This is a genomic window from Neobacillus sp. D3-1R, assembly GCF_052180215.1.
Lineage (GTDB): Bacteria > Bacillota > Bacilli > Bacillales > Cytobacillaceae > Pseudoneobacillus.
In genome coordinates this window covers 2,547,765-2,571,526 of the sequence record NZ_CP197471.1, presented here as the reverse complement: position 1 = coordinate 2,571,526, position 23,762 = coordinate 2,547,765, and the positions used below count along the sequence as shown (strand labels likewise).

27 protein-coding genes are annotated in these 23,762 nt (G+C 32.9%); 20 read left to right on the top strand and 7 right to left on the bottom strand.

All coding sequences use genetic code 11. The features are described 5' to 3' along the window. The first annotated feature begins 55 nt into the window (after positions 1 to 55). Together ACSBPO_RS13190 and ACSBPO_RS13185 are read left to right on the top strand one after the other, a co-directional pair. Complete coding sequence (locus tag ACSBPO_RS13190) at positions 56 to 595, top strand: sigma-70 family RNA polymerase sigma factor (protein ID WP_442593971.1); 540 nt, start codon at positions 56 to 58, stop codon at positions 593 to 595. 3 nt (positions 596 to 598) lie between these two features. Beyond that, positions 599 to 1,690: a hypothetical protein gene (locus ACSBPO_RS13185; protein WP_442593969.1), complete on the top strand. Its 1,092-nt coding sequence runs from the start codon at positions 599 to 601 to the stop codon at positions 1,688 to 1,690. 102 nt (positions 1,691 to 1,792) lie between these two features. Here ACSBPO_RS13185 and ACSBPO_RS13180 read toward each other — a convergent pair whose 3' ends face one another. From ACSBPO_RS13180 to ACSBPO_RS13170, 3 genes are all read right to left on the bottom strand, one after another. Then, a complete protein-coding gene (locus tag ACSBPO_RS13180) occupies positions 1,793 to 1,975 on the bottom strand; it encodes a hypothetical protein (protein WP_442593967.1) in 183 nt (60 codons plus the stop codon). A 154-nt stretch (positions 1,976 to 2,129) separates the two neighbouring features. Further along, entirely contained in the window at positions 2,130 to 3,416 is a 1,287-nt protein-coding gene (locus ACSBPO_RS13175; RefSeq protein WP_442593965.1) for an MFS transporter, read from the bottom strand. Between the two features lie 229 nt (positions 3,417 to 3,645). Continuing rightward, positions 3,646 to 4,422, bottom strand: coding sequence for a hypothetical protein (locus tag ACSBPO_RS13170; protein ID WP_442593963.1), 777 nt, complete (start codon positions 4,420 to 4,422; stop codon positions 3,646 to 3,648). Positions 4,423 to 4,779: 357 nt separating this feature from the next. Between ACSBPO_RS13170 and ACSBPO_RS13165 the strand changes: the two genes are divergently transcribed. The 4 genes from ACSBPO_RS13165 (at position 4,780) to ACSBPO_RS13150 (ending at position 8,382) form a co-directional block, all read left to right on the top strand. Next, complete coding sequence (locus tag ACSBPO_RS13165) at positions 4,780 to 5,265, top strand: hypothetical protein (RefSeq protein WP_442593961.1); 486 nt, start codon at positions 4,780 to 4,782, stop codon at positions 5,263 to 5,265. A gap of 98 nt (positions 5,266 to 5,363) precedes the next feature. Further along, entirely contained in the window at positions 5,364 to 6,380 is a 1,017-nt protein-coding gene (ltaE, locus tag ACSBPO_RS13160) for a low-specificity L-threonine aldolase (protein ID WP_442593959.1), read from the top strand. An 82-nt stretch (positions 6,381 to 6,462) separates the two neighbouring features. Beyond that, a complete protein-coding gene (locus ACSBPO_RS13155) occupies positions 6,463 to 6,615 on the top strand; it encodes a hypothetical protein (protein WP_442593957.1) in 153 nt (50 codons plus the stop codon). Between the two features lie 189 nt (positions 6,616 to 6,804). Next, on the top strand, positions 6,805 to 8,382 hold the full coding sequence (locus tag ACSBPO_RS13150; protein ID WP_442593955.1) for a DUF342 domain-containing protein: 1,578 nt from the start codon (positions 6,805 to 6,807) through the stop codon (positions 8,380 to 8,382). A 57-nt stretch (positions 8,383 to 8,439) separates the two neighbouring features. On the opposite strand, the gene ACSBPO_RS13145 is transcribed toward ACSBPO_RS13150, so the two are convergent. Next, entirely contained in the window at positions 8,440 to 9,219 is a 780-nt protein-coding gene (locus ACSBPO_RS13145) for a GNAT family N-acetyltransferase (protein ID WP_442593953.1), read from the bottom strand. A 179-nt stretch (positions 9,220 to 9,398) separates the two neighbouring features. Here ACSBPO_RS13145 and ACSBPO_RS13140 point away from each other — a divergent pair, with 179 nt between their 5' ends. Next, a complete protein-coding gene (locus ACSBPO_RS13140) occupies positions 9,399 to 10,292 on the top strand; it encodes a hypothetical protein (RefSeq protein ID WP_442593951.1) in 894 nt (297 codons plus the stop codon). Between the two features lie 3 nt (positions 10,293 to 10,295). On the opposite strand, the gene ACSBPO_RS13135 is transcribed toward ACSBPO_RS13140, so the two are convergent. Together ACSBPO_RS13135 and ACSBPO_RS13130 are read right to left on the bottom strand one after the other, a co-directional pair. Continuing rightward, entirely contained in the window at positions 10,296 to 10,982 is a 687-nt protein-coding gene (locus ACSBPO_RS13135; protein ID WP_442593949.1) for an LrgB family protein, read from the bottom strand. Continuing rightward, positions 10,954 to 11,358: a CidA/LrgA family protein gene (locus tag ACSBPO_RS13130; protein ID WP_442593947.1), complete on the bottom strand. Its 405-nt coding sequence runs from the start codon at positions 11,356 to 11,358 to the stop codon at positions 10,954 to 10,956. Before ACSBPO_RS13130 ends, ACSBPO_RS13135 begins: the two co-directional genes overlap by 29 nt. Before the next feature lie 355 nt (positions 11,359 to 11,713). On the opposite strand from ACSBPO_RS13130, the gene ACSBPO_RS13125 reads away from it, so the two are divergent. The 4 genes from ACSBPO_RS13125 to ACSBPO_RS13110 all read left to right on the top strand — a co-directional run bounded on the left by ACSBPO_RS13125 (position 11,714) and on the right by ACSBPO_RS13110 (position 14,570). Next, entirely contained in the window at positions 11,714 to 12,829 is a 1,116-nt protein-coding gene (locus tag ACSBPO_RS13125) for a Na+/H+ antiporter NhaC family protein (protein WP_442593945.1), read from the top strand. 91 nt (positions 12,830 to 12,920) lie between these two features. Further along, the gene (locus ACSBPO_RS13120) at positions 12,921 to 13,325 is read left to right on the top strand and encodes a GNAT family N-acetyltransferase (RefSeq protein ID WP_442593943.1); all 405 of its coding nucleotides are present in this window, start codon (positions 12,921 to 12,923) and stop codon (positions 13,323 to 13,325) included. 29 nt (positions 13,326 to 13,354) lie between these two features. Further along, positions 13,355 to 14,179 (top strand): aminoglycoside phosphotransferase family protein, encoded by an 825-nt coding sequence (locus ACSBPO_RS13115; protein ID WP_442593941.1) that lies wholly within the window; start codon positions 13,355 to 13,357, stop codon positions 14,177 to 14,179. 154 nt (positions 14,180 to 14,333) lie between these two features. Then, the gene (locus ACSBPO_RS13110) at positions 14,334 to 14,570 is read left to right on the top strand and encodes a hypothetical protein (RefSeq protein WP_442593939.1); all 237 of its coding nucleotides are present in this window, start codon (positions 14,334 to 14,336) and stop codon (positions 14,568 to 14,570) included. Positions 14,571 to 14,780: 210 nt separating this feature from the next. Here the strand turns inward: ACSBPO_RS13110 and ACSBPO_RS13105 are convergent, their stop codons facing one another. Further along, complete coding sequence (locus tag ACSBPO_RS13105) at positions 14,781 to 14,957, bottom strand: hypothetical protein (RefSeq protein ID WP_442593937.1); 177 nt, start codon at positions 14,955 to 14,957, stop codon at positions 14,781 to 14,783. A gap of 222 nt (positions 14,958 to 15,179) precedes the next feature. On the opposite strand from ACSBPO_RS13105, the gene ACSBPO_RS13100 reads away from it, so the two are divergent. The 9 genes from ACSBPO_RS13100 to ACSBPO_RS13060 all read left to right on the top strand — a co-directional run bounded on the left by ACSBPO_RS13100 (position 15,180) and on the right by ACSBPO_RS13060 (position 23,718). Further along, positions 15,180 to 15,593 (top strand): hypothetical protein, encoded by a 414-nt coding sequence (locus ACSBPO_RS13100; protein ID WP_442593935.1) that lies wholly within the window; start codon positions 15,180 to 15,182, stop codon positions 15,591 to 15,593. Positions 15,594 to 15,759: 166 nt separating this feature from the next. Then, complete coding sequence (locus ACSBPO_RS13095; RefSeq protein WP_442593933.1) at positions 15,760 to 17,781, top strand: prolyl oligopeptidase family serine peptidase; 2,022 nt, start codon at positions 15,760 to 15,762, stop codon at positions 17,779 to 17,781. Positions 17,782 to 17,891: 110 nt separating this feature from the next. After that, positions 17,892 to 18,260 carry a VOC family protein gene (locus ACSBPO_RS13090; protein ID WP_442593931.1) on the top strand — a complete coding sequence of 123 codons (369 nt, stop codon included), beginning with the start codon at positions 17,892 to 17,894 and terminating at the stop codon, positions 18,258 to 18,260. 140 nt (positions 18,261 to 18,400) lie between these two features. Further along, positions 18,401 to 18,811 carry a hypothetical protein gene (locus ACSBPO_RS13085; RefSeq protein WP_442593929.1) on the top strand — a complete coding sequence of 137 codons (411 nt, stop codon included), beginning with the start codon at positions 18,401 to 18,403 and terminating at the stop codon, positions 18,809 to 18,811. Between the two features lie 126 nt (positions 18,812 to 18,937). Next, positions 18,938 to 19,132, top strand: coding sequence for a hypothetical protein (locus ACSBPO_RS13080; protein ID WP_442593927.1), 195 nt, complete (start codon positions 18,938 to 18,940; stop codon positions 19,130 to 19,132). A 26-nt stretch (positions 19,133 to 19,158) separates the two neighbouring features. Further along, a complete protein-coding gene (locus tag ACSBPO_RS13075) occupies positions 19,159 to 20,376 on the top strand; it encodes an alanyl-tRNA editing protein (protein WP_442593925.1) in 1,218 nt (405 codons plus the stop codon). Between the two features lie 166 nt (positions 20,377 to 20,542). Beyond that, positions 20,543 to 21,367 carry an alpha/beta fold hydrolase gene (locus tag ACSBPO_RS13070; protein WP_442593923.1) on the top strand — a complete coding sequence of 275 codons (825 nt, stop codon included), beginning with the start codon at positions 20,543 to 20,545 and terminating at the stop codon, positions 21,365 to 21,367. A gap of 29 nt (positions 21,368 to 21,396) precedes the next feature. Then, entirely contained in the window at positions 21,397 to 22,911 is a 1,515-nt protein-coding gene (locus tag ACSBPO_RS13065; protein WP_442593921.1) for a carboxypeptidase M32, read from the top strand. 180 nt (positions 22,912 to 23,091) lie between these two features. Further along, a complete protein-coding gene (locus ACSBPO_RS13060) occupies positions 23,092 to 23,718 on the top strand; it encodes a TetR/AcrR family transcriptional regulator (RefSeq protein WP_442593919.1) in 627 nt (208 codons plus the stop codon). The last annotated feature ends 44 nt before the right edge of the window (positions 23,719 to 23,762 follow it).

The window sequence follows — 23,762 nt, the reverse complement described above, 5'->3', positions numbered from 1 at the left end:
CCTCGACTTCGTCTAAACTAATAGAAGAAAGTTTAAATAGAGTGAAGGTGAGATAATGAGCATTCCAGATAGAAAACCTCCAGAAATAAATAAAGATGAATTGTTGGAAAAAATGATGATAGATTACGGGAATGATATTTTATATTTGGCTTATTCGTATGTTAAGAATCGGTCTATTGCAGAGGAATTGGCACAAGAAGTATTTATAAGTGCTTATACTCATCTTGATCGATTTCAATGGGAATCTTCCATTAAAACCTGGCTTTACCGAATTACTGTAAATCGATGTAAGGATTATTTAAAAAGTTGGTCTTATCGAAGCACTGTTTTAAGTACTGTTTTTGACTTGAAAATGGGTTCAAGAGATAAGGAAACAGATGAGATCATTATTCAAAAGGATGAAAAGTCTAAACTGTCAAATCTAATTTTTTTATTACCCTTAAAATATAGGGAAGTCATTTATTTATTTTATTTTGAAGAAATGAACTTAAATGAAATGAGTCAATTATTGAATCTAAATATTAATACATTAAAGTCTAGGTTAAAAAGAGCGAAGGAATTATTAAAGAGAGAAATTACGAAAGGAGGCTTATAATACATGGAAGATCAATTAAAGAATATCAAACAAGAAATAACAGAAACTACCTTTAAAGATTTTCAGTTTGGTTCCAAACAGCGTCAAGCAGTCTTTCGTAAATTAAAGAATAGTGAATATAACGATAAACAAAACCGAATCATACAGAGATTTCGTCATCCATTTCGTGGTGTGTTAACCATTCTTGCTTATTGTGGAATGTTAGCAATCATTACGACGATCGTAGTAGACTACATTCACGAAACAAAAAATTCGCAGCAAGGACACAGTGGTGTAGTAAGGCAACCTGATCAGATTGATGAGGATTTACCAGGTAAGATAAACGAGCAAGGACCTATTTTGACAAGTAGTCAATATGTAGATGAGACTTTTTCTTTTAAACTAGATTTCCCAAATGATTGGATAAACAAGGTGAATGTCGAGGAGTTAGAAAATAGTAGGAGCTTTTATATGATGGGCAAAGATGGAAGTCGCCAAAATATTTTCACTATAAGTATTGATAAAGTGGAAGATAGATTAAAGTTTTATTATGATGGTGGACCCGACCCTTCTACTGATTTCGCTATATTAGATAATGATATTTACCGCTACAATCTGCCTTTAGATTTGGCATTAACAGATGAAGAGGATGTGTCTCAATTTGGAAAACTTTCGGCAGAGGTTCCTTCTATTATAAAAAGTTTTAGCTTTCTAAATGGAAGAAATGGTTTGATTGAAGAGACACCATATCTGTATGGATTCAGCTCACAATATAATCCAACATACGGATTTGAAATTAATACTCCAAATAAATGGCAGAATTTATTTAGAGTCGAGCAATCAGAAAAAGAAATGAATTTTTTGTTTGAAAAAGAAGCAACCAAACCTACAGAATTTTTATCGATTAAATTTCTTACAGAAGAAGAGTGGCAGGAATTAAAGTCATCGAGTAATGAAGAAATTGAATTAACGGAGCTTGCAAAAAAGGATGATATTGTTTTTGTTGCTGCTATTACAAAAGGAAACCCATTTGAGGATAGTAGCCTCTTTTATCCATTTGATATGTTAAAAACAGAAGCTAAATATGCGATCGAAACATTTCAATTCCTTGATTAAACTTACAACACAAACTTATAACCTTTGCTATGTTAACAGCTCGGTTAATAAGCCAACTTATAAAAAAGGAGAAAGGGATACCCTTTCTCCTTTTTCATCTATTTATGACTTTTTTATAAGTGCTTTAACACCCATATATAATATTGCTAAAGAAAAGACAATCATTGATAAGGCACTAATAGCATTAAAGATATTTCCAAGTCCACTTAGAAAATCTACACTTGGAAGTTTTGATAATGCATAGCCAGCAACAATACTAGCTAAATAAAGTACAACAAGATACATATGATTCCCTCCCTTCCTTCTATTAGTAATATATGTAAAGTGATAAAATATGGCACGGACTAATTAACTAAATTTTCAATTAATTTTTAATAGGTTATTAGTACTATTTTTATGATGAAAAAAAAGACCGGCTGGGCCGGTCCGTTTAAGGAGGTTAACATTTCACTTCAGCATTTTTTCTTTGATAGTAGAACCAATTTAAGATCATTGAAATGACATACGTAGCAATAAAGAAGTAAAAAGCTGTAACAGGTGTGCCCGTTGTTTTTACAGACCAACCAAATAGCTTTGGAATCAAGAATGAACCATAAGCGGCAAATGCTGCAGTGAATCCTAGTACAGGTGCAGCTTCCTTAGGGATGAAAATATTGGGAATCATCTGGAAAGTTGAACCTGAACCAACACCAGCCGCTAAGAATAACACTAAAAATGAAAGTAGGAATCCGGAAAAATCTTTTTGATTGATAAAGTGAATGACAGAAAAAGCACCTAATGTCATAACGATAAGTACAATGAAGGTAACACGTGAACCACCAAGTTTATCGGAAATCCAGCCACCGATTGGTCTAGCTGCTGCAGCGACTAAAGCACCTAAAAAGGCAAGTGATATATAATCAGGGAATAAAGATTTTAGTAACAACGGAAATGCAGCTGAATAGCCAATAAAAGATCCAAAAGTTGCAACATATAATACAGACATTATCCAAGTATGTTTACGTTTTACAATAACAAATTGATCTTTTACAGATTGTGTTGCATTTGGTAGGTTATCCATTCCAAATGCAGCAATAATCGTTAATAGAATAATAGGTATAACCCAAATAAACGCAGCATTTTGCAACCAAACTTGTGATCCATTAGGTAAAACTTGACCTTCTCCGCCGATAAAAGCAAAAGTACCAGTCGTAATAATTAGTGGTGTAACAAATTGTACAACAGAAACACCCATATTTCCTAAACCACCATTAATTCCAAGTGCTGTACCTTTTTCTTTTTTAGGAAAGAAGAAGCTGATATTTGCTACTGAGGAAGAGAAATTTCCTCCACCAAGACCACAAAGTGCAGCCAGAAGTAACATAATTCCGTATGGTGTATCCGGATTTTGTACTGCGATACCGATACCAGTTGCGGGGATGGCTAAAATGGCTGTAGAAAAAACAGTCCAGTTTCTACCACCAAATTTTCCTACTCCGAATGTATAGATGAATCTCATTGTTGCCCCAACTAAACCTGGAATGGCGGCAAGGGAGAATAACTGTTCTTCAGTAAACTGGAATCCAATATCATTTAACCGTACAGCCACAACTGACCATATTTGCCAAACGATAAATGCCATCATTAAAGATGGTACAGAGATCCATAGATTTCTTTTTGCGTGTTTTTTTCCTTCCGTGTTCCAAAACTTTTCATCCTCGGGGTTCCAATAGTTAATTCGTGCCATGACGTGTTCCTCCATTTATTAAACTTAATAATTTATAAGTTAGTAATATAAATAACTTTTACATTGCTAATATATAAATTTATAAGTTTAAAAAGTGTGAGGTTTTTCACAAAAGTAGTGAAGGAAATGTGAACAACGCTAGAAAGACATAATTTTGTAAAAATCATAAACGAAACAATAAAATGAACAGTTAAAACCTCCTACCATAGAAAGTAGGAGGTTCTAATTGTTAGTTAGGTTTTGTTTCTTTTTCTTTTTCACTTTTCTCTTTTGGCCTGGTTGATAAAAGGAAAGGTTTCATAAATCCAGACTGATTAATGATGCCATTAAAATAATCGGTAGTAGAATGGTAAGAACTTTCTATTTTTTCAATAATGTTACTTACGCGTTCGTACAGAATTGATTTTAAATGATCGATTTGTCTTATCACTTTTTCGTTAAATGCATCTTGTTTATCCAATCTATCCATGACTGTACTATGATAAATATCATGGACTTGAATTTTTTGGTCCATTTCTTTTAAGATTTTCTCCTGTTGAACTAATTGTAAAGAAAGATTCTGAGCAAGATTCACATAATTCTCCAGCTGAAGATTTGTATTTCGTAATTGCTGATCTTGAAAACTTAATTGATCTAAAATAGCTTCATTCATCCATTTTTCATTCATCATACTATCTGATAGTTGACTCTGTTGCTCCCTTAGATTGTTAAGAGAAGATAATACTTCTTCTGTTAATTTTTCTTGATTGATTACTTTTTCAAGAAAGACATCAGATTGGTTTTTTTGATTTTCATTTTCACAAATGATAAAGTCCATTTTTTGATGGCTTTGTTCTACAGAATGAATAATCTCATTCATCGATTGATTAAGATTATGATTTTGACTTATTTGTTTTGAAACAAATTCAGAAAGGAAATTTAGTCGAAAGCTTTCTTGATTACTTTGAGGTTTGGGTTGTGCTGGCTTAAATACTTTTGAAGGGTGCTGCCAGTTATTTAGGGACAATGGATACACCTCCTTTATATAAAAAGATAAAAGGATAAAGCTTTCCTAAAATCAAAACTGATAGTAGAACAATACAGTTTACTACTATGTTATGTAAATAAAGTGCAATTTGGGAATTTTCTTAATGTTGTAAAAAACGTACATTTTTGTGAAAATTCACAATATTATTATTTTAATATAGAAAAAAATTCGAAAATCTAACATTTTTCACTTGCAAAATATTGTAAAAATAGTTTAAATTATAAATTGTCAGCAAAGTAAAAAAAGTCTTTAGATGATAGTCAGACTGTAAAAAATAAATAGAATGTGCCAGTCTATTTTATCACTAAAGATAAAACACAAGGGGAGGAAAAAAACATGAAAAAAACATTGTCTTTATTATTATCTTCAGTATTACTTTTAGGTTTAGCTGCTTGCTCTAGTACTGAAAAAGAAGCAAGTACTGATGAGAAAACTGAGGTAGCAGAAACTGCTAAGGTTGACCAAAATAAAGAAGTACGTTCAGCTCTTTTATCTTATCAAGGTGCAGTAACAAAGGTTATTCGTACAGCTGAAGGTGGATTTGGTGACGGTGAATCAGATCCAGTTGAAGTAGCAAAAACTTTTTCAACTGATATTGCTGCTGTAGCTGTTCCGGAAGAATTAAAAGATTATGCAAGTGAATTAGAAAAAGGTACTCAAGATTTAACACAATATTATACTAAAAAAGCAGAGCTAGTTAAGGCGGGTTCTGAAGATTTTGCTGAAGCTGACACTTTCAAACAATCTTATATTGATGCTGTAACTGGTGTATTCGAAAAAGTAGAATTATCAGCACCTGCATTTAAAGGATTATTCCAATAATCACAAACAACCCGGGATTCTGGTAACAGGATCTTGGGTTTTTACATTTTTTAAAATAAATCTATAATAAAGAAAACAAGCTCTAGGAGGGAATTTAGATGATCGACCTTAGAAGTGATACAGTAACAAAGCCTACGGAAGAAATGAGAAAAGCGGCTTACTCTGCAGAAGTAGGAGATGATGTTTACGGAGAGGACCCGACTATAAATAAGTTAGAGGAAACCGCTGCTCAGTTATTGGGTAAAGAAGCGGCACTGTATGTAACTAGTGGTACACAAGGAAATCAAATTGCTGTTTTGACTCATTGTAGACCTGGAAATGAAATCATATTAGAAAGTGAATCCCATATTTTCTATTATGAATCAGGTGCTGTTGCAGCTTTAGCGGGAGTTCAGACACGAACAATAAAAGGCGAAAGAGGGGAAATGTGTCCCAAACTTATAGGTGAGGCTATTCGTGAAGCAGACCAACACTTTCCTGAAACAGGGTTAATTTGTTTAGAAAACACACATAATCGTGCTGGAGGTGCGATTATTTCAATTGATAATATGAAAGATATATATAAAGTTGGTAGGGAGAAGAACATCCCTATCCATATGGATGGAGCACGTTTATTTAATGCTGTGGCAGCATCCCAGAAACCGGTAACTGAGTTCACTCAATATTGTGATACGGTTCAAATTTGTTTATCTAAAGGACTAGGTGCACCAGTTGGATCTATTTTGGCAGGAAGTAAGGAATTTATTAAAGCTGCACATAAGTGGAGAAAAAGGCTTGGAGGAGGTTTAAGACAAGCTGGTATTATTGCTGCTCCAGGATTGGTAGCCTTAACTACAATGAGAGAAAGATTAATTGAAGACCATGAAAATGCAAAAGTATTGGCAGATGGTTTAGCGAATATAACGGGAATCCAACTGGTTAATAAAGTGGACACCAATATCGTTGTTGTTGACGTAAGTGGTTTAAAAATGAATTCAACCGAATTTGTTGAAAAGCTAAAGCAAAAGGACATCCTTTGCGGAACTTTTGGTCCTAATTTAGTACGATTCGTTACCCATTTTAACGTTTCAACAGAAGATATAAATCAAACTTTAAAGATCGTTCATCAATTATAAAAAACCTTTGAGTATTATTCCATTCCTATTACATAAAATAAACCTTGTTAAATGTAGAAAGTAAGTGAGAAGGGTGGTATTTATGCAAAGAGATAATAAGGAGTTATCTCCTACCGTTGCTCCAGGAATGAATGATCAAGAGGAATTAGAGGAATCAGCAACAAAACAAGAAATTGAAAAGGGTGAATATACAAGTGTGACCACATTATCCTATGATGAAGTGGACCCATCCTAAACTAACGTTTGCCCTTTTTGTCCTAAGCTCCCGAATTATCGGGAGTTTTTTAATACCTTTTTGTCAGATTCTGCGCTTCCCTAGGAAATTTTTTTATAAAGAAAAATAGCAATTTTCATTTAATTATTTACAAAAACATAGTTGTTTTCAGTATAATGATAGTAACTTAGGTAGTCTGGAATGGTGAATATGGAAATATACAAAGACGATAATATTCTATTGGAAGAGGAAAAAGGTGTCGTTTTCTTAAGTGTGTTTCAAATAGGTTGTGGTTTGAAAGAATTTCAACAGATTCTTTTAAATATCCCAAGAATAACTATTACTAAATTTACTATTTTAAAAGAGGCACTGGAATGTGGTGAAAATAAAAAGGTTCAAATAGGAGGATGGAGACCGTTAATCAACCTCTTTATCTCACCTGATAAAATGTCTGCCAAAATTCGATTAAATATTACAATTAAAGATTTTGTAGAAAGCAAAGATTCATATATAAATAAAATCTTAGATGTCTTATACGAAAATGGTATAACGGAAGGGATATTATCCTCAGTTATTCAAGGGGATTTGGAAGTACAAAAGGATATTCTTATTGCAGAAGGTATTTACCCTGTTAATGGCGAAAATGCAAAAGTGCAATATTATAAATTTGCTGACCGAAAGCCAACCATAAAAAGTGACGGTAAAGCTGATTTTTTTGACATGAACTTTATTGATGAAGTAAAAAAAGGAGATTGGCTTGGGGAAAAAACCCCCCCGACAAAGGGTAGTCAAGGAAGAACCATAACTGGGGAGGTCGTTGAACCAAAACCAGGCAAAAACATAAATCTTCTCTACGATCGTAGAACAGTTGGAGAATATGAAGAAGATGAAAAAATGGTATTACGTGCCCTTATAGATGGAGTAGTTGAATTTCAAGGATGTAAAATTACTGTAGGTGAACATCTTATTATAAATGGGGATGTAGGGGTAGAAACAGGAAATATTGAATTCGAGGGCAGCATAACGGTTAGAGGAACTGTCCAAGACGGTTATTCTGTAGTGGCAACAAAAGATATTGCCATACAAGGAGAGCTGGGAATCAGTGGTGTCGAAAAAATTATTTCCCATCAAGGTGATGTTTACATAAAAGGTGGAGTCTTCGGTAAAAAAGTAAGTATCATAAAGGCTGCCAAAAATGTCTATGTGAAGCATGCAAATGAGTCTTTAATTGAAGCAGGAGAGAGTATTCATATAGGTATCTATTCGATTGGAAGTGAATTAAAAGGGAAAAACATTTTTACAGACCCTATTAAAGGTAAATTAATAGGTGGAGTGATTGAGGCGAAAGGTAGAGTAGTTGCAGGTACAATTGGGAACCATTTTGAACGGAAAACGATTATTCATATCGAAGGGATTAACAGAGATATGATTAGAACAGAAATAAATGAAATAAGTGAGTGTTACCAAGAACAATTTCAATTAATTGATAAAATTAGAAATCCAATTAAGGAACTCGAGAACAATTTAAGTCAATTGAATAATCAACAATTAGATCAATTGGTTGAGTTGAAAAGTCAATTTGATCAACATTTACTGAATATTGAACGTTTAGATGAAAGAAAAAAATCCCTAGAATTTCTATTAGAAACAAAAGGCGATGGTCAAGTTTCGGTAATACAAGTTGCTTTTCCGGAAACAACTTTACAAATAAAACACTTAAAAAGGCGTTTGGATTCTTCTGTGAATGGAACTTTTTATTGTATGCAAAATCATCTACTATTTGAATAATAAATAAAACAAGAAGCCGACTTCGTCAAAAACAAACACGAACGGCTTCTTTTTTTGTTATCTATACATTGTCCATTGACCTATATCAATAAATCCTAGTCTTTTGTAAATTTTCCCTGCTTCTGGGTTATCGTAGAATAAACAGAGCACTTTTCCTTCCTCTAATATTTCTTTAAATAACTTCTGCATAATACCTGTTGCCAATCCTTTACGTCTATACTCTTTTCTTGTACATACTCCTACGATCATGGCTGATAATGAGTTTTCTGCAGTAGTGGAAACACAAGCGGTAATTTTTCCGTTTTCCTCTGTATAGTATGTTCGCGCTGTATTGGATTGCATAGAAGATAATAACATTTCCTTTGCATTCGGATTAACCATAAACTCTTCAATTGTACTTCTAAGCTCGATAATACGATCAATATCATTAATTGTTGCTTTCTTTATTTCTAAATGGGACTGACCCAAATATTTATCGCTTTTACACTCAGCAAAATAAGTTACTTGTTTCTTTCCTAGAGAAAGTCCTCTATTTTCAAACTTTTCAACAATATCTGCTTTACCAGAAAGCATTAATTTTTCATGTCTACTATGCATAATAGTTAGGAAACCATCAATATCAAAATCGGCTTTTGCATAAGGGATAAAGGAATTATAAAAACGAAGAAGCACCGCTTTAATTTCGTTTTTTTCATCAAGTTCTCCCCATAACTCTTGGAAATCTGTTTCATAACCGAATGCTTCAATATCTCCAATGATAAATAGATTGATTGATGGTTCTGTACTTAAAAACTTCATAACTTCATCGTGATGTTGTTTGGTTAATTTTTGAATCATTCTTTCGCCTCATTTGTAAAGGATATAAAAAATATCATAAACAATTAAACTAAGGCTTTCAAGGGTTATTGCAAAAATTAGTATAATTGTAGTTTTTATCCAGAAAAAGGTATAATTTGAGAGGAAAGTTCTAAATAGGGCCTAAAAATTGTATTTATAAGAAAAATATGGGAGGTACTATGAAAAAAATGGTTCCCAAACGCAATCTTATTATAGGTTTATCCTTACTCATACTTATGTTTCTAGCAGCTTTCATTATTGAAGGGGAATCGAAGAGTAAAGAAAAAAGTGAAAAAGAAAAAGAGGATATTTTTTATTATGTAAATCATAAAGAAACGATTAAATATAGTTTTCCGAATCGTCCGTTTGATACAATTGTAACTTTAGAAGGTATTGGGTGGCAAAACGGAAAATTTATTGCTGTCTTTGAGACGAAGTTTTTAAACGATACTTACTATTCCTATATGCCAAGATTTTTTTCTCCTACATTAGAATATAAAAATAAGAAGTATATTTTAGTAGATAAACTTTGGACGGAAGGTGCACTAGATGGATATAAAGGGAGTATTTCAAGGTATGCTGTTACATCGAAACGGAGTGTGTTTCCTAAAGACTTTTGGCCAGAAAAAATAACAGTGATGGGAACTGAATTTACCATTCCTGACCCTACTTCCAAAAATACAGAAGTTCCAACATTTAAAGGTGAGAAGGAACATCTATACACTATAAATAAGTCTATTGCGGAGGATAAGCTTACATATAAAATACAATCATTAACAACCAATCAAGGTGGAGGGCAACTAAGTTTGATCATAGACAGTAAAGATGAAAATTTGAAAGAGCAAAATATATTTCTCCTTCGTGATGATCAATCACGAATTTATACCTTTAAGAAAAGTAGTTTACCCTCAGTTTATCAAAAAGGGGAAAATACCTATATCTTTGAATTAAACCAACCAGTTCCTAAAGACATAAAAACATTAGAATTTTTAAAATTTGAAGATGAATTTTTACAATCTCATTTATTTACTAGCAGCAATGAGAGAAGTGTAGTAATAATAGAAAACTATTAAAATTTAGTAAAGATAATGTATAAAAGGAGCAATAAGTGAGGTGAAAATGGCTGATAATGCCATTGCAGCTCCAGAAATAGCTCCCTGCAATTCACCTTCCGTTACTGCTTCTGCCGTTCCAATCCCATGTGAGATGGTTCCTAGAGCTAATCCACGAGAAAGAGGATTTGAAATCCTAAATAGATTCATGATCCAAGGTCCTATCATAGAACCAATAATACCTGTTACAATGACGAAGACAGCTGTTAAGGATGGATCAGCACCAATAATTTTTGCCACCTCTACTGCAACTGGAACAGTTACGGATTTAATACTTATGGATGTGATAATCGCATTAGGCAAATGTAACATCTTACTAATTAAGACAGCACTATAGATGGTAGAAAGTGAGCCAAGAATAAGCCCAGTGCTAGCTGGAAAAATATATTTAAATATAATTTTCCGATTTTTGTATAGTGGTACAGCAAGAGCTACTGTTGCTGGTCCAAGCATGAAAGATAATATCTTTTTGGCCGGTCCATACTCTTCATAATCTATTCCGATGGTAAGAAACACGATAATAATTAACAATGTGCTGAAAAATACTGGGGTTGTAAAGGGAGAAGGATATTTTTTGTTTGCAAATCTAGATAACGTAAACGCACCTATTGTGATTAAAATATTAAGCACCGTAATGAATATGAGTTTCATGATCATCATCCTTCTTCCTTGAAGCCAAAAATCCAGATGTACTACCAGTTATAAGTATACCGGTAATTGCACTTCCTATTAACACAATGGCGATAACAAAGCCACTTTTTAAAAATAAAGGTCCAAAATTTATTAAACCAACCGAAATCGGTATAAAAAAGAAAGCTAAATATTTTATTAAAAGATTTGAACCTTCTTCAATCCATTTTAACTTAATAACACCTGATGCTAATAATACTAAAAGGATTATCATTCCAAGTACATTACCCGGAATTGGAAGGTTTAATACATGTACAAAAAAATAGCCTATTTCATTGATTATACATAGTGTGGCTATTTGGAGTATGAGTTTTCCCCATTTATAAACTTTTGACACTGAGGACATTCCCTTCAAGTATAATAAAATTTAGATATAATCGTATTTTAATATAAAATTGGTAATACAACCGAAAAAGATGACTAAAACATGAAAAAAATAATTTTGAACTAATTATTATTTTTGCTTTGTACTTGTATTAGGAGGGTTTAATCTGAAGTTTTCGAATCTACAAATACTTTTGTTATTATCTGTTACCTTAGTAGGTGTTTTAATTTCCGTTTCTTTCCATGAACCGCTAGTTCTAGGTTTTTTACCTGGCTTTATACTGTTGGTGTTTTTGGCCAAAAGTAAGGGAGTGAAAAATAAGGAAATTTTCAGTATCTGTAAAAGAGGAGTACAAAGGACTAGTGGTGTGATTTGGATTCTATTTCTTGTAGGCTTTTTATTGCCATCATGGTTTCATGCTGGCACTATTAACCAGATGGTTACCATAGCCTTAAATATTATTACCCCTGATTATTTTTTTACATTATCTTTTATTATCGCTTTATTTTTTTCTATGATATTAGGCACTTCTGTTGGAACCTTAAGTTCAATCGGGATCCCGATAATGGGAACAGCCATAGCTTTACATCTTCCAAGTGATATCGTAGCAGGTGCATTAGTTTCAGGAGCTTTTGTTGGAGATCGAACATCCCCATTTTCTAGCGCACATCAACTATTAGCACATACTGTTGAAATTACAGTAAAAAAACAATGGAAAGCCATGTCTTTAACAACAGTTCTTGCCATTGTACTTGGAATTATTTTTTATCGCTTTTTAGATATCCATTTTTTACATAATTTTTCAATAACCATCTATAGCAGTGAAAAGATGGAATTGTCATTTATTAAGTTTTTACCACCTATAGTTCTTATTGTAATGGTTCTATTTAGATATAAAATTTTATATGCATTTATTTTTAGTATCACAATAGCCTGTTTTCTTTCCTTTTTAGATGGCATAAAAATAGGGGAATTGCTTACATCACTTTGGGAAGGTATTGATGGACTTGGTGGTGGTTTAGCAAATATGTACTTATTGCTTTTATTTTTAGCTTTAGCTGGTGCTTATAATGGGCTTTTAGAAGAATTAAAGGTTATTCAAACCCTTTTAGATCGGTGGTTACAAGCATCTCATTCTTTATTGAATGATACGATTAAAACAATGATCGCCACCTTAGGAATTACTCTAGTTGCTGCAAATCAAACATTACCGATTATTTTAACTGGCAGATCATTTTTAGCACATTGGTCTGCTAAATATAGTAATGAGGAACTAGCGAGAGTAATGGGGGATTCTACCATGCTATTTCCTGGCATAGTTCCTTGGAGTGTATTAACAATTATGTGTAGTACCATTATGGGTGTGTCCATATTTGAATATTTTTCATATGCTGTATTTCTTTGGATTCTTCCTATATTAACAATTGGTGTTTCTATCGTAAAAACAGGTAAACGAAAGAGAAATCTTTTAGAATCTCATTAAAATTGGAGGCAATACGATGGGGTTATTATTTTATTAATATCCATTTTATATTTTTATTGAAAATGAAAATATAAAATTGGAGTGAAAATTCATGCGATACACGAAAAATATGGATGAAGTTTCTGAGGGAATGATCGAAGGATTTTTTGTAGGATGGCCAAAATCGCCTTCTCCACAAAAACAATTAGAGTTAATGAAAAATAGTTATCGATGCTATGTAGCGATTGATGAAAAAACAGATAAAGTAATTGGATTTATTACCGCTATAAGTGACGGAGTATTATCTGCTTATATACCTTTATTGGAAGTCCTTCCGGAATATCAGGATAAAGGAATCGGTAGTGAGTTGGTAAAATTAATGCTTAGTGAACTGGATCGTATATATATGATTGATTTACTGTGTGACCAACAGCTTCAAAATTATTACGATCGATTTCAAATGATGAAAGCTCATGGAATGATGGTAAGAAATTATTCTTTTCAAGGCGGAAAATAGAAAATTAATTTGAATAGGGGAATTTATTAATGAGTAGTATGGAATCATTAATATTAGAAATCTCAAAAGATGTACAATCAATTGAAGTGGTCTATGGGGGAGAAGATAGTTCGGTATATAAAATAGTGACAAAAGAAGGTACCTTTGCCGTACGTATTCTTCCCCTTTTTGGTTATCAGCAATTTCGTAATGAAAAAGTATTTATGGAATATGTCCGTGAACATGGAATACTTGTACCTACTATTAAATCTGTCCAAACTCACAAAAATTATTCCGTTATGATTATGGAGTGGTCGAATGGACAACCTCTATTAAAGGTCTTATTAGAACAGCCTGAAAATGCTTTAAACTTAGGAATTGAATTTGGAAAAACCCAAGCCAACATTCATTTAATTCCAGTAAAAGAAATCATAAATCAACAAAAATCTTGGTTAATTCCTCTGAAAGGGAGTGAAGAATCCCTTTTTCAGGATTGTTTAAGAATAGAGAATCATCCATCCGTACTTCACTTAGATTTTCATCCCCTTAATGTATTAACAGATAATGGTAAAATAATATCAGTAATTGACTGGGCAAATGCGTCTGTTGGTGATAAAAGGTTTGATATTGCAAGAACAAAATCAATTTTACAATTAGAAGGAAAAAGGGTGGGGTCACCGTTTAAAAGGAACTTGGAATTATTATTGGAGTTTGAAAAAGGCTGGATAATGGGGTATCAAGAAATAGCTGGTAAACAGACTGAATTAGACCAATTTTTTGCCTGGGCAGGTTATCGGATGCTAAGAGATTTAAAAGGAAAAAGAACTGAAGAAGAACTAAAACAGGTGAAGGACTGGGCAAATAAATGGTTATAAAAATTGTTTGCGGCTAAAAGAGCATCTTTAAATTCTCTTTAAAAAAACAAATTCTCAAACGAGGAAGTAATCTTTCCCTTTACATCTATTGCATACTGGTAAACCTTTTGTGGAATTGTAAAAGTAAGGTCCATATTAAAAGGGGTGAAATTTCTTGTTTCATTGGGAATTTGTTCTAAGTATTATTGCTGTTATTGTATTGTCAATTGGTTTAATATATACCACAAAGGTTTCAAGAAGGCAGAAATACCAAGGGGAATACGATGCGCAAGTTAGTGAAAAAATCCAAGATCATCCAATCTTACGTAATCCTGTTTTTTTAGCCTATATAATAGGAATTGGTTTAGCATTAGCTTATATGGTATATATTGCAATAAATTCCAATTCGTAAATCAACAAAAGCTAACCTCGTATTATTTAGGGTTAGCTTATTTAATAAACAAGAAAAAAGCCCCCATTAAGGGGGCTTTGCGTATTGAGGCGAGAACGCACGCCACATCGTGCTTTGTCATTTAAGACTTGTTCTCGGCTTACACAATTCAGCTCATCGCTTCATTAATATAACATTTGCCTGAACATTATACAATAGTAAATAATGCTATTAATCCGTTAATTTACTTATTTCTTCTTCAAAATAAAATGTTGAAGGTTTTTCTAAGATAGTATAAGTAAATTTTTTCATATGCTGTACATAACTAATTTTGTTGATGGTTACCGTCTCTCCAGTAATAGGTAAGGTAACTTTTTCCCCTTTAATGAACTTATTATTTTGTTTCATCTACTTCCTCCCCATTGTATGGACTTAAAATTAAGGAAGGAGAATAATGATTTCTTCCCTTTTTTTTATTATCTCATATTTTTTCTCGTTTGTATCTTATCTTCTATCATTTCCATTTTTCTGCAATATAGAAGTGGTTTTACCAAGTATGATAGGACAAGTAAAGGTAAACCTAATAATGTTAGGGTTATTCTTTACACCAATATAAAGGAAGTGCTATTTATGAATGCTCAACAGTGGATATATCCACTTTTAAAAATGATGAAAAATCAGATGAACTTCAAAATCGTTAGAAAGAAGAAGAGTGGTCGTGGAATGATTTGGGCCTCCCTTCTTAGTGTTGTATTTAGTGCAATTGCATTGAATTTACTTAACAGAGGTAAAAAGAGTAATACCTTACCAAATATTGGGCAAATGTTCGAATCAATGGGAGAAGAACAAAAACCTGTTGGAAATCGAAATGAAATAAAAAAGAAATATGATAAGAAATACGATATAAATAATTTTTTAAATATGAATGACAAAGCTGTCTTAGCAGAGTTTTCCAGTGAACTTGCTCCAAAAAACAATTCAAATGAGCATCAGAATCAAAGTCTGCATCAAGATCAACAAAATAACAATCCTAAGCAATTTTGATGAATAAATACGTTTAAAACTTATTATTAAAAATCCCCTTTAGAGGGGATTTTTCCTTTTATGAAGGCGTAAAGAAAAAAAAGAGTAAAAAACCTTTATCCTTAAGCAGGAGTTTTTATTTCGCATAGCGAAATAGATTTGAAAGGATAAAAGGAGAGAAGAACATATGTCCATTACATTTAAAAGTAATCTAGTTGAAGACTTTCATGGAACTGCAGTTGCTGATCCATATCGTTGGTTAGAGGACCCAAATTCCAAGGAAACCATTCAGTGGGGAAAGGAAATGCAAAGTCGTTGTGAAGCCTATTTTTCACGAACAACAAATAGCAAAGAGGATAAAGAAAGATTAACAGAGCTATGGAATTATCCTAAACACTTTGTTCCTAAAAAAGTAGAAAGTCGTCTGTTTTACCAAAAAAATGATGGTCTACAAAATCAGGCGATTCTTTATGTTGAAGACAACAACTCAGAATCTGTTGTTATTGACCCAAATCAGTTGAGTACTGATGGAACAGTTGCTTTAACCAATTTTGCGATTAGTCCTAGCTCAGAATTAGTAGCTTATGCTACCTCAGAAAGTGGAAGTGATTGGCAAACTATTCGAATTCGTAAAGTTGAAACAGGTGAAGATCTTGGGGATTATTTACAATGGGTGAAATTTACAACTATCGCCTGGAATCCAGATAACAGCGGTTTTTACTATAATCGTTTTCCTCAACCTGGAACCATTGATCCTGCAGATGAAGGTTGCCATAATAAAGTCTATTTTCATCAAATTGGTACTGATCAATCAGCAGATATATTAATACATGAACAACCAGAAAATAAAGAGTTAATGTTTTCACCATTTATTTCAGCTGATAAAAATTACTTAGGTTTACATGTTAGCTTTGGAACCGCTGCAGAAAATCGGATCTATATAAAGTCACTAGATTCTAATGAATCTTTTATTCGTTTGTTAGATAAACAAGATGCTGAATATTCCTACATTACAAATATTGGTACTACATTTTATTTTAAAACTACTCTTGCTGCGCCAAAAGGAAGAATTATCTCCATTGATTTACAACAATCTAGTCAAGATAACTGGAAAGAAATAGTCCCAGAACAAAATGATGTCATGGATTCAGTCAAGTTTATTAATGGACATTTTGTTATTGTTTTTTTACATGATGCCCATCATCAAATTCATATGTATAACCAAAATGGAACTAAAATGAAAAACTTAGATTTACCTATTTTAGGTTCTTTGACTGATATTTCCGGTAGTGCGGAAGAAACTGAATTTTATTTTGGTCTAACATCCTTTTTATTCCCAACCATTGTCTATAAATATGACTTTATTACAAGTCAATTGGAAGTGTTTGGTCAATCTGACATTTCGTTTGAAGTAGAGCAATATGAAACAAATCAAGTATTCTATACTTCTAAAGATGGAACAAAAGTACCGATGTTTTTAACCCATAAAAAGGGATTAGCCTTAAATAGTGAGAATCCTGTTATTTTATATGCTTATGGTGGTTTTAATATCAGCTTAACACCGAGTTTTAACCCTGCTCTTCTAAGATGGCTTGAAAATGGCGGCGTTTATGCAGTTGCTAACCTAAGAGGGGGTTCTGAATACGGTGAAGACTGGCATAGAGCTGGTATGCTGGAAAAGAAACAAAATGTATTTGATGATTTTATTTCTGCTGCAGAATGGTTAATTCAAGAGAACTATACAAATAAACATAAACTCTCGATTATGGGTGGCTCCAATGGTGGTTTATTAGTAGCTGCATGTATGGTTCAACGTCCTGATCTTTATGGAGCGGTTATTTGTCGGGTACCTGTAATTGATATGCTGCGCTATCACAAATTCACCATTGGTCGTTATTGGATTCCAGAGTATGGTACTGCCGAAAATCCAGAACATTTCCCATTTTTATATGCATATTCTCCGTTGCATAATATTAAACAGGGGGAACTGTATCCGCCAGTTCTAATTGCAACGGCTGAAAGTGATGATCGGGTTGTTCCAGCACATGCTAAGAAATTCGCTGCTACTTTAGTAGAAAAAGCAAATCCAGATTCTACTGTTGTTTTACGTCTTGAAGCAAAAGCAGGGCATGGGTTAGGAAAACCAACCTCTAAACTAATAGATGAATGGGTAGATTTTTACGCATTTCTTGATAAAGAACTTAATTAATCATAAAGAAATGAGCTCAGATTTTTTTGGGCTCTTTTTCTTGTTAATAAAGGATTTCTTTCTTATTAAGAGAATAATTATAAATTGATATATTGTTAGGGGGAAAAATAGTGAAATTTGAGTATATGGGAATTGACCACATTCAGTTAGCTGCTCCAAAAGGTTGTGAAGAGGAGGCAAGAAAATTCTGGGGAGAGATTGTAGGTCTCACGGAAGTACAAAAGCCTGAAAGTTTACAAGGGCGAGGAGGATGCTGGTTTCAATATGGTAATCAACAAATTCATATTGGAGTTGAAGAGGATTTTCTTCCGGCTAAGAAGGCTCATCCGGCATTTGTAATAGGAAACATAGAGGATTTTAGATTGCATTTAGAAGGGAACGGTATTAAAACGAAAGAAGATGCACCTATTGATGGAAGAGCTCGTTTTTTTGTTAATGACCCTTTTGGAAATAGAGTAGAATTTTTAGAATATAAATAGTCAAAAAGGCCTTTCCTACACTAGTAGAAAAGGCTTTTTTATGTTTTTTAAGAAATGAAATTCAACTATATATAAATAGGTTTATTTAATCACAAATAAATAATTCTTTATTGGTAGAGAATTGTAATGGGGTGAGTTAAATGAACCGAGTAGGTAAATATGCAATAAGTAAAGATATGGATGAAATTCAATTAATGAATATGGTATTTGAGTTGCCTGAAAAAGATAGAATGCTGATGTGGTTACAAGGATACATGGATCAAGTAATCGAAAAGCTTCCTGAGTATGCAAAAAGTATTTTAGAAGAACAGAAAGCAAAATGGGAAGATACCATGGAATATGTTCGCAATCAACTAGACCAAATTGTTAATCAGACTGACTTCATCAAAGCCACGAAGGCAGAAAGAAAGGAATTCGCTCTTTTTGTAATGAAGAAATATCCTCAATATCAATCCCTGTTATTTCGTTATTATGATAAAAATTTAAAAGATATAGACCTAAAGAGATTTGTTTATAATAGGCGTTTTGGCCCTAAAAAGTTTTTATCCTAATCATGCGAACTTGTTTAGGTAAAAGAAATGTACTATATTTGCTGAATATTGTATCTATTTGCTATAATATGTCTATCAATGTGCTAGCAGGTAGATATAATATACAAGGGATTGGAGAATGGTAAATTGAGTAAAGAAGAAAGAATTCAATTAAACATAAGAATAATGAAAGAAACGTCTCAAAAACTTGATGAAATTGTGGAATATTATCAAAACAATACGAAGCTTGGAAGAATTTATAAAGCGGATGTCTTAACGGATATCATTGATAAATCATATGAATTAATGAAAAAACAAATAAGCATGAGTAAGAAATTTTAGCTTGAAATAAAGATAAGGGGACATTTATGGAACACAAATTGTATTATATGGATTCATACATACAAACCTTTACAAGCAAACTGAAAAAACAGGATAAAGATGAAACGGGTCTTTGGTATGCTGTATTAGAAGAAACAGCTTTTTACCCTACTGGCGGGGGACAACCATATGACACAGGATTTCTCAACGATACATATGTTGAAAAAGTGGAAGAAATAGAAGGAGAAATACGCCACTATATAGCAGAACCACTTCCTGAGACAATTAAGATGATTAATGGGCAAATTAATTGGGACAGACGGTTTGATCATATGCAACAACATTGTGGTCAACATATATTATCTGCGGCATTTGAACAATTATTTGATTTTGAAACAGTTGGCTTTCATTTAGGACAAGATATTGTAACGATAGATTTGGATGTAGAGGATTTAACGGAACGGCAAGCATCAGAGGTTGAAAAAAAAGCAAATCAAATAATATTAGAAAATAAACCTATTATTACTAAATGGGTCACTAAAGAAGAATTGCCACAGTATCCACTTCGTAAACAACCAAGTGTAACTGAGAACATTAGATTAGTGATTATTCCAGAATTTGATTATAACGGCTGTGGAGGCACCCATCCCAATTCTACTGGCGAAGTAGGTTCCATAAAAATATTATCCTGGGAGAGACAAAGAAAAAGAGTTCGACTCCAATTTGTATGTGGAAATAGAGTCTTAAAGCAGCTGCATGAAAAACAGCAAATTATTATGCAATTTACAAAGATGTTAAATGCACCTGAAACTGGTATGGTGGATTCATTAACTCGTTTATTACAATCTGTAAAAGATTCAGATAAGGAATTAGGCGAGCTTAGGCAAAGAATTTTGAACTATGAAGCAAAAGAGTTGGTAGAGGAGTGTATGGCTAATAATCACACTATACTCGGTAAAGTCCTTCAAAATCGATCAATGAAGGATCTTCAAACTTTGGCTAGATACATTACAAACGAATTGGAAAATGTTGTGGTTATGCTTGTGTCTGAAAATAACCAACAGCTTCAAGTGGTTGTTGCACGGGGTACTTCTATTAGGGAAAATATGAAAATCGTTTTGACTGAGTTACTGCCCCTTATAAACGGTAGAGGAGGCGGAAATGATGCATTTGCACAAGGTGGTGGAGATGCGATTATTTCTGGAACTGAATTGTTGGATAATGGAATAATGCGATTAAACCGATTAATAAAGATTAATAATTAAGATATCAATTCCTCCAATTATTATTGGAGGTTTTTTTTAAAAGTGTTTGAAATGTGCAAATTATTAGAAAATATTGTTGCTAGGTTGATTAGTATATGGTTTAATAAAATAAACTGTATAGTCGTTTTATTAAAAACCAAGATATATAGCGAGGTGAAATGGATACATGGAGGAGAATTTCCTGGAAATAAGAGGCCTAAGAATTTTTGTTAAATTAATCGGTGAAGGCAATCCCTTAGTATTCCTGCATGGGGGTCCAGGCGGTGAGCATCGTTACTTTCTTCCACATCTTCAGAGTCTATCTGAACATTTTCAATTGATATTTTACGATCAACGGGGATGCGGTCAATCACAAACAGCATTAAATGATGATTATACTTTGATTGAAGAGGTTGAAACATTAGAAGAACTCCGAATTCGTTTAGGAATCGATAAGTTAAATCTAATTGGTGAGTCTTGGGGATCAATGCTTGCATTGCTTTACGCTTCAAAATATCCAAAACAGGTTAATAAAATCTTCTTAACAGCCGCTGTTGGAGCAAAGGGTAATCATTTAATTGAATTTGGGAGTGAATTAGAGAATAAACTGTCCATAAAAGATAAGGAATTATTAGAGGATACATCTAATAGACTTAAAAATGGCGAAGCTGATGTCCAAGAAATTTTTAATATTATTAACCCTTATTATGTGTATTCACTTGATACATTGACTAGAAAAACAAAAACCTCCAGTAACCCACTAGTGAATCGTGAACTTGGTAAAGAAATAATAAATTATTATGATTTAACTAATAAACTAGAGGAAATATCAGAAATTCCTATTTTAATAGCACAGGGTGAGTATGATATTATTTCTCCTCTGAAATTAAAGGAAACACTATTGACTTATGTCCCACACGCACAGATGGAAATCATTAAAGATTGTGGTCATTGGAGTATTGTCGAACAGCCTGAGGCAATGAAAAAATTAATAAAAGAATTTTTCAGCTAAATTAAAACGATAAATGGAGGTAATACATAATGATAACAACTAAAAATTCGTTGCAATTGTTTAAAGAGTTAGATGAAAAGATTACCCATCTTTCAACTGTTTCTGCCCTAGTAGGATGGGACCAAAAAGTGATGGCTCCCAAAAAAGGAAGAATGTTATTTTCAAAAGCTGCATCTGCTTTAGAAACTGAAATTTTCAAACTGATGGTTTCAGAAGATATGGGAAATTTGTTAAATGAACTATCATCCCCTGAAATGATGAATAGCTTGGATGAGGTAACACGCGCAAGAGTCCGTGAACGTAAACAATTCTATGATAGATCAAAGGCAATCCCGACAGAACTCTATCAGGAATATTCAACTCTAACAAATGAGGCTAACCATATTTGGGAAGAAGCAAGAGCAAATAATGACTTTGGACATTATCTACCTTATTTAGAAAGAATAGTAGAAATGAAAAGAAAATTTGCAGAGATAGTTGGTTATAAAGGTCATCCTTATAATGCTTTATTAGATGAATTTGAGCAAGGTCTTACTGTTGAAGCGCTTGATCCTTTATTTGCTGAACTCCGTAAAGTAAGTGTTGAATTATTAAAGAGAATACAAGATTCTCCTTACAAAACACCTGAGGAAATTTTTGACCAAAAGTTCAGTACAGAAAAGCAAAAAGAATTTAATCGATATGTTCTACCAATTATAGGATTTGATATGGAAGCTGGCCGTTTAGATGAAACGGTACATCCATTTGCTCAATCTATGAATACGGGTGACGTACGGATTACAACAAGGTATTTAGAAAACAATGTTCGTTCTGCGTTATTTGGTACGATTCATGAAGCAGGGCATGGTATGTATGAACAAAATATAGATCCAGAATATGAAGGAACAGTGCTAAGAAACGGTACATCTTTTGGGATTCATGAGTCCCAATCAAGATTTTTTGAAAATATGGTTGGAAGAAGTAAAGAGTTTTGGAATTTCTTCTTCCCAACCTTACAATCTTATTTCCCAGAGCAATTAAAAGATATTACAGTGGATGAATTTTATCGAGCTATTAATACAGTCAAACCATCGTTAATTAGAGTAGAGGCAGACGAATTAACATATAACCTTCATATCATGATTCGATATGAAATCGAAAAAGGTTTAATTTCAGGGGAATTACAAGTAAAAGACTTACCATCCATTTGGAATAAAAAGATGGAAGAATATATTGGAACTGTTCCAAACAACGATTCAGAAGGGGTACTGCAAGATGTCCATTGGTCTTTCGGAGGTTTAGGTTACTTTCCATCCTACACCTTAGGGAATCTTTATGCAGCACAGATTTTAAATACCATACAGCAGGAAATCCCTCATTTTTATCAGACAATTGAAAATGGACAGTTTGAAATCGTGAATGAATGGCTTCGTACAAAGATTCATCAATACGGTAGCTTCCTGTCTCCAAATGAGTTAATTGTAAAAGTCACCGGGGAAGAACTTAATGCCAAGTATCTTGCCGAGTATTTAACTGCTAAATACTCTCAAATTTATGGGCTTTAAAAAATAATTAAAGCAGGAGGAATAAGGATATTATTCCTCCTTCATTTAATTAATAGAATATCTAAGGTAATGAAAAGAGAATATATGCAATTCTCTCCTAAATTGGGTTGGATTGAATTGTAAGGTAGGGTATTATTAGTAATATAGAATAAAAAGTTAATAAAATAATCGGAGGGTATTATGCCACCAATTGTTTCAGATGAATATAAAGAAAAAAAGAAAAAAGAAATATTGGCCAGTGCTTTCGCCTGTTTTGCAAAAAAAGGGTTTGAAGCTGCCACCATCGATGATATTGTTCATCATTCAGGGATGAGTAAGGGAGCAATATATAATTACTTTTCAAGTAAAGATGATATCTATTTAGAACTCATGCGAAGTGAAACACTTGAAACGAACGGTGAATTAATAAAAAAAATATCTGAATTTCATACTGCTGTAGAGAAAATAAATTACTTATTCGATGTATATCTAACAATAGACCCATTTGAGGAAAAGCACGTTGAAGATGTAATTGTTCACTATGAATTTAAAATTTATTCTTCAAGACATAAAGAAGTAAATCGAATCTTAAACGAGCGGAGACATGAATTCTTTATTAAATTCATTTCTGATATTCTAAAAGATGGACAGGCAGCAGGGGAAATTAAGGAAGATTTAGACACAAAATTGTATGGAGATATCTTTTGGTCTATTCTAGATGGAGCTACCATTCAAACATTATATAAAGATTATCCTTATCATGGTGTGATCAAAGAAATGAAGGATATGTATATTAGTAGAATCACAAATCCAAAAAGTAAGCATTAAAGTGCTTGCTTTTATTTTTGTTTAAAAAAAGGTTTTTATAGGGT

Coding starts and splice junctions, on each gene's coding strand:
- ACSBPO_RS13190 (WP_442593971.1), top strand. CDS start 56: ATGAGCATTCCAGATAGAAAACCTCCAGAAATAAATAAAGATGAATTG.
- ACSBPO_RS13185 (WP_442593969.1), top strand. CDS start 599: ATGGAAGATCAATTAAAGAATATCAAACAAGAAATAACAGAAACTACC.
- ACSBPO_RS13180 (WP_442593967.1), bottom strand. CDS start 1,975: ATGTATCTTGTTGTACTTTATTTAGCTAGTATTGTTGCTGGCTATGCA.
- ACSBPO_RS13175 (WP_442593965.1), bottom strand. CDS start 3,416: ATGGCACGAATTAACTATTGGAACCCCGAGGATGAAAAGTTTTGGAAC.
- ACSBPO_RS13165 (WP_442593961.1), top strand. CDS start 4,780: ATGAAAAAAACATTGTCTTTATTATTATCTTCAGTATTACTTTTAGGT.
- ltaE (WP_442593959.1), top strand. CDS start 5,364: ATGATCGACCTTAGAAGTGATACAGTAACAAAGCCTACGGAAGAAATG.
- ACSBPO_RS13155 (WP_442593957.1), top strand. CDS start 6,463: ATGCAAAGAGATAATAAGGAGTTATCTCCTACCGTTGCTCCAGGAATG.
- ACSBPO_RS13150 (WP_442593955.1), top strand. CDS start 6,805: ATGGAAATATACAAAGACGATAATATTCTATTGGAAGAGGAAAAAGGT.
- ACSBPO_RS13145 (WP_442593953.1), bottom strand. CDS start 9,219: ATGATTCAAAAATTAACCAAACAACATCACGATGAAGTTATGAAGTTT.
- ACSBPO_RS13140 (WP_442593951.1), top strand. CDS start 9,399: ATGAAAAAAATGGTTCCCAAACGCAATCTTATTATAGGTTTATCCTTA.
- ACSBPO_RS13135 (WP_442593949.1), bottom strand. CDS start 10,982: ATGAAACTCATATTCATTACGGTGCTTAATATTTTAATCACAATAGGT.
- ACSBPO_RS13120 (WP_442593943.1), top strand. CDS start 12,921: ATGCGATACACGAAAAATATGGATGAAGTTTCTGAGGGAATGATCGAA.
- ACSBPO_RS13115 (WP_442593941.1), top strand. CDS start 13,355: ATGAGTAGTATGGAATCATTAATATTAGAAATCTCAAAAGATGTACAA.
- ACSBPO_RS13105 (WP_442593937.1), bottom strand. CDS start 14,957: ATGAAACAAAATAATAAGTTCATTAAAGGGGAAAAAGTTACCTTACCT.
- ACSBPO_RS13100 (WP_442593935.1), top strand. CDS start 15,180: ATGAATGCTCAACAGTGGATATATCCACTTTTAAAAATGATGAAAAAT.
- ACSBPO_RS13095 (WP_442593933.1), top strand. CDS start 15,760: ATGTCCATTACATTTAAAAGTAATCTAGTTGAAGACTTTCATGGAACT.
- ACSBPO_RS13085 (WP_442593929.1), top strand. CDS start 18,401: ATGAACCGAGTAGGTAAATATGCAATAAGTAAAGATATGGATGAAATT.
- ACSBPO_RS13075 (WP_442593925.1), top strand. CDS start 19,159: ATGGAACACAAATTGTATTATATGGATTCATACATACAAACCTTTACA.
- ACSBPO_RS13070 (WP_442593923.1), top strand. CDS start 20,543: ATGGAGGAGAATTTCCTGGAAATAAGAGGCCTAAGAATTTTTGTTAAA.
- ACSBPO_RS13065 (WP_442593921.1), top strand. CDS start 21,397: ATGATAACAACTAAAAATTCGTTGCAATTGTTTAAAGAGTTAGATGAA.
- ACSBPO_RS13060 (WP_442593919.1), top strand. CDS start 23,092: ATGCCACCAATTGTTTCAGATGAATATAAAGAAAAAAAGAAAAAAGAA.